The 5,542-nt window shown below is 36.7% G+C and carries 5 protein-coding genes; 3 read left to right on the top strand and 2 right to left on the bottom strand.

What is annotated here, in order from left to right:
• Positions 1-93: 93 nt before the first annotated feature.
• Together F6K54_RS39300 and F6K54_RS39305 are read right to left on the bottom strand one after the other, a co-directional pair.
• Positions 94-396, bottom strand: a complete 303-nt coding sequence (locus F6K54_RS39300) for a hypothetical protein (RefSeq protein WP_293089671.1) — start codon at positions 394-396, stop codon at positions 94-96.
• Between the two features lie 309 nt (positions 397-705).
• Positions 706-897, bottom strand: a complete 192-nt coding sequence (locus F6K54_RS39305; protein WP_293089673.1) for a hypothetical protein — start codon at positions 895-897, stop codon at positions 706-708.
• Positions 898-924: 27 nt separating this feature from the next.
• On the opposite strand from F6K54_RS39305, the gene F6K54_RS39310 reads away from it, so the two are divergent.
• The 3 genes from F6K54_RS39310 (at position 925) to F6K54_RS39320 (ending at position 5,430) form a co-directional block, all read left to right on the top strand.
• Positions 925-1,071 (top strand): hypothetical protein, encoded by a 147-nt coding sequence (locus F6K54_RS39310; protein WP_293089674.1) that lies wholly within the window; start codon positions 925-927, stop codon positions 1,069-1,071.
• 232 nt (positions 1,072-1,303) lie between these two features.
• Positions 1,304-1,858, top strand: coding sequence for a Uma2 family endonuclease (locus tag F6K54_RS39315; RefSeq protein WP_293089676.1), 555 nt, complete (start codon positions 1,304-1,306; stop codon positions 1,856-1,858).
• A gap of 1,358 nt (positions 1,859-3,216) precedes the next feature.
• Complete coding sequence (locus F6K54_RS39320) at positions 3,217-5,430, top strand: serine/threonine-protein kinase (RefSeq protein WP_293089677.1); 2,214 nt, start codon at positions 3,217-3,219, stop codon at positions 5,428-5,430.
• The last annotated feature ends 112 nt before the right edge of the window (positions 5,431-5,542 follow it).

Below are 5,542 nucleotides of genomic sequence, written 5' to 3' on the forward strand. Positions count from 1 at the left end.
TCTCAATATTTTTAGGAATCATAGAAATACCAACTAAATCAGCACTTTTTAAGTCTTCTAAAAAAGTAGTTAAATTAGTAATAATAGTAGAAGTCATAGAATTAACTTTTCTCCTGTACTGTGTGTATTTGCTCCGGGGATAAATTGAATTTGATTACCATTTTGGTCGTAGCGACGACGATAAGGTTTACCTGGGAAAGTTTTTATTTTCGGACCTGTACGAACTATTTCACTATCTGGCCTAATGTGAATTATACTACCATCTACATGAGCAAAAGTTTCATATCCGCCCCTAGTTTGTGTTTTAAATTGAAACCCATAATTTGACAAAATAATGAGAGCTTCTAATTTACTTTTTCCTGTCAAGTCGGGAAGTTGTTGTGCAGCAGGAGTCATCAATTAATTTATAATAAAATATCAACAAAAAGATAGCTTTTAATATTAGAGCGATCGCCAAACTTGCCCCCAAAAATCATCCGTGTATCCGTGGCCAAATCCGTGTCTAGCTACTAGGGAGCGTTGGCGAAGCCTAGCGGCAGCTATATCGCCAACTTTATTGACAAACTAAAATTTAATATCCCGCCAAGTTTGAGCAAATCATTAGTATTAGTAACGCCAAACAGATATTAACATCACATCAAAATGATAGTCATAAGGTAAGCATTCAGCTATTAGCGGTCAGCTATCAGCAAAGAGACCCTTTGATTAAGGAAATAATTTCAATGAATATGGGTGAGTTTGGGTAAGTTTAGTAGAACGGTTAACTAATTCAACTCCTGTAAAAATTTGCTGTAAAAATGTTTTGGCAGTTTCATTTCCTAGACGATACAAAATTAAAGTATAAGCTTCTAAAACAGTGGTATAAGTAACAACAACTCCTAAGTTTTCTTGTTGCATTTGCTTCAAATCTGCTTGAGCTTGTTGATGATATTAGTCATCAGGATCGACCGCAGCTTAACGAAGTCAGAAGTCAGAAGTCAGAAGTCAGAAGTTATTGAGGAAGCACTGCAACGCACTTCTCAAGAAAATCAAACTCAAGTTTACACTTGGTTATTCAGTCAGTTTCAATAGCAGGGAATAGGGAAGAACAGGGAGTATAAGTGAAAAACATTTCCGCGTTCTCAAGGAATTCCTGGCATGGGAGCAAGATGCTCCCACTACCCTGCATCCTAAACAAAAATAATTATGATGCACCACCACTTCAAAATTTTCTGATAACTGATAACAGACTCCCTGTTGCATTTCCAATAATTTTTCTGTTAAAATTCCACCAACAGTCTCAAATATTAACAGGAGATGCCTTATGTCTCTAACAGTTGAAGACTTGGAAAAAATCCAAACCCAACTAACAGAAGCACATTTAGACTACCGCACCGAATTAGTTGACGGTCAAATTATCATCATGGGATTATCAGACTACGTTTCCGAAGTTATTATCGCCCGGTTAACATTTTTCTTGCAAAACTGGGTGATACCAAGAGCGTTAGGCTATGTCACTGGATCGGGTGCAGGTTTTCGTCTCCCAGACGGCAACTTGCGTGGTCCCGATGTATCCTTCGTTCCCGCTGCCAAGATGCGTCAAGCTCCCCGTGCTTTTGCCGAAATCGTTCCTGACTTAACTATCGAAGTTAGATCAGCATCCGATAACATTAAACCTCTAGCTGAAAAACTGCAAAGATTTATCGAGTTAGGGAGTCAAGTAGGCGTTTTAGTAGACCCGAAAAACTTAACCGTAACTGTATATCGTGCTTCCGGAGAACCAATAGTTTTAACCAATGAAGATACATTGACTATCCCGGAATTATTACCCGGTTGGGAACTGCCAATATCAGAAATTTGGCCGCCAGTGTTCGAGTAATATCATGTTTGAAGGAAGGCAGAAGGCAGCTATGCTGGAGGCAGAAGGGAAGAAAAGGTTAAAAGGGATAAAGTTTTTTTATAGCTGATTATCCGGACATAATATAATATCAACTCAGGTGGAATAGTTGTTATCGCGACGAAAGGAAGTATTCTCCTCAACTGCTGAGATTGCTTCCTTCCACGGAGTGACCGTCGCAATGACTACAGGTATATTCAACAATTAATAATTAATAATTAATAATTCTAGACAGTGCAAAGTTCTTGAAATAACTATTGCTAGCTAAGGCTTTCAGGGATCTCAAGGTTAGAAACTCTACATTCAGAAGTATAGGTGCTGTAAGCCTTTTCCAGTAATACTTTCAGTCTTTAAAAGAAATCATTTTTCAGAATAACTTTGTACTCTCCAGTTAATAATTACCTCTCCTTGAAAAGAATAAGAATAATTAACAATAATACCAATTATCAAAAACTTTGCTATACTTAAAATTCATATTTCTAAATACTATTTATTGAAGTGATGTAAGCCTTTAATAATCTTTGCCATTTTGAGGCTTATTCTAACACTTTCCAAGGGTAGCATTACTGTTGATGAATGGTATAACTGGGGTGCTAATTATCAAAAAAGTTATTCAGAATAACTGAAGTTTTACTTAAGTTAAACATTCTTTATTTAACGCTTAGTATAACATAGCGTTTCTTAACTTAATGAGGTACATCTATACTTGAATGTGTCTTCTATTTGATATTAAAACATAAGACAATGTAATTTCAGTTCGAGCAAAATAGTTATACTTTTCCTAGTAGTCATGATTCTCAAATCAGAATAAATATCTTATATATAGCGTTTTTATTTGGGATGTGGAAACTGAGTCCTATTAAAAAGGGAATAGGGAATAGGTATGGAGGGAATAGTAAAGAAGGAAAAACAGTATTAACATAGTGGTAAACATAAGGATATATGGTACTCAAGACAGTGCTTTTTTATTAGAAAAAATCTCAATCTAGATTTACATCTCATTTGGAAACGCTATAGCACTACGCAAATAGGTTAGGACATTTATAAATGTTCAAACTCAGTCAGATATGACTTTTAACTTTTGACTTTTGACTTGCGCGTAGCGCCATACCAATTCCCAAAAATCAGAAAGAAAATCAATTCTTATCCATAAATATTTTAATATTTCTTCGATGTTTCCCATTCCCCATTCCCTATTCCCTCTTTTATGAAGATATCTAATGCAAAATCTTTTAATTTCCCTGATTATTCATAAAATTTTTTTTAAAATTGGTATAAGACCTACCACCTACCACCTACCACCTACCACCTAAGACCTAAAACCTAAAATCTACCACCTTATGAATAAAACGAAAATGATTGGTCAACTTTTAGATGGACGTTACCGCGTCGTTCAAATCCTGAGTGCTGGTGCATTTGGACAAACCTATCTGGCAGCCGATACTCGTCGCCCTGGGCATCCTCAATGCGTAGTTAAACAACTACGGGCTCCTGGCAATAGTTATACAATAGTTAAAACTGCTCATCGCTTATTCAAACAAGAAGCAGAAATATTAGAAAAATTAGGTAGGCACGAGCAGATTCCTTTACTATTAGCTTATTTTGAAGAAAATAACCAATTTTATTTAGTTGAAGAATTCATTCCTGGAACACCATTAAATAAAGAAATTATACCAGGCAAGCCTTGGCAAGAAAAACAAGTAATCAAACTGTTGTTAGAAATCTTAGAAATTTTAGTATTTGTACATGAAAATGGTGTAATTCATCGGGATGTTAACCCATCTAATTTAATTAGACGTCAACCAGATGAAAAATTAGTTTTAATCGATTTTGGTTCTGTCAAAGAAGTTAGTCATCGAATTGCACTAGAAAATGGAGAAGTGCCGCGAACAATAGCTACAGGTACTCCTTCTTATATGCCCATCGAACAATTTCAAGGCATTCCTCAATTTAATAGCGATCTGTATGCAGTCGGCATGATTGGCATTCAAGCTCTGACAGGTATTCCCAGTAGCGAACTCCCAAAACTACAAGACCTGAGTCCATCAAATCCTAGTGGTATTCTCTGGCGAAATAGAACCCAATGTTCATCAAATCTAGCTGATATCGTCGATCAAATGGTACATTACCATTATACAAAACGTTATGAGTCTGCAGAAGAAGTTGTGACAGCGCTACAGAAAATTAGCGGTCGCTCTCAAACATTTACAGCGCCATTACCCAGAATTAAAAGTAGTTCCAATCTTCAAACTAAAACAAGCTTGCAGAAAATGACATTTCATCCTTTATGGTTTGTTTTATTTGGTTTTGCCAGTCTGGGGGTGATTGCAGTATTGATTGGGTTAGTGAGTTTCTTGAATCGCCCCAACCCGGTTAAAGCAGAGAGAATATTTGAGAAAGGGAGAGAAAGTGCGAAGAATGGTAATCAAAAAGCAGCAATTGTCGCTTATGACAAAGCAATTCAACTAAATCCCAATGAAGAAGAGTATTACTATAAACGTGGCAATGCTTATTATAACTTAGAAAATTACCCACAAGCTATTGCTGACTATAGCAAGGTAATTAATTTGAATCCTAGCCATGTTAATGCCTATTTCAACAGAGGGACAGTTCGTTATGAGACCAAAGATTATGCTGGAGCAATTAATGATTTAACCCAAGTATTGCGCCTCAAACCGCAAGATGCTGAAGCATATGATAAAAGAGGATTAGTTCACTATAGTTCTCAAAATTATCCTGCTGCTATTGCTGACCACACTCAAGCTATTCGACTGCAACCCAATAATATAGATGCTTATCATGGTCGAGGATTAGCTCGTGCTGCCAATAATAATTTACAAGGAGCAATAGCAGATTATACTGAAATGGTTAGACTTGAACCAAAAAAAATAGATGGTTATTATAGTAGAGGCAGAGCGCGCTTTTTTCTGGGAGATTATCAAGGTTCTTTAGATGATTACAACAAAGTTATTGAAATAAACCCGGAAAATGAAGAAGCTTATGCTAATCGTTGCAGTACATATTTGAATTTAGCAGCTTATGAAAAAGCTGTATCTGATTGCACTCAAGCAATTAAAATTAACCCGGAAAATGAAGTTGCTTATAATAATCGATGTATTGCTTACCTAAATCTTAAAGAGTATGAAAAATCTATATCTGATTGTACAAAAACAATTGAAATTGTTCCCAAAAGTCCCTCAGCTTATACAAATAGAGGATTAGCTTACGCTTCGGCAAATCAACTGGAAAAGGCAATAGAAGATTATACTAAAGCAATAGCTATCAGTCCAAATAATGCGGAAGCTTATGCAAATCGTGCTAGCGTTTATTTTAGACAAGAAAATTCTGAGCAAGCGATCGCTGACTATGTTCAAGCAATTCGACTTAATGCTGAATATGCTGATGCTTACTATGGTAGAGGATTGATTAGAGTTAATCTTGGGGATAAAAAAGGGGCAATTAGTGATTTTGAAAAAGCAGCTAAACTTTATTTAGAACAAGGTCGAACAGGGGGATATAGAGATTCCCAATATCAAATTGATCAATTGAATTAGATGGGGGGATGGGGGGATGGGGGGATGGGGGGATGGGGGGATGGGGGGATGGGGGGGATGGGGGGATGGGGTGATGGGGTGCTGGGGTGGTGGGGTGATGGGGGGATGGGGG

Source organism: Okeania sp. SIO3B5 (assembly GCF_010692555.1).
Taxonomy (GTDB): domain Bacteria; phylum Cyanobacteriota; class Cyanobacteriia; order Cyanobacteriales; family Microcoleaceae; genus Okeania.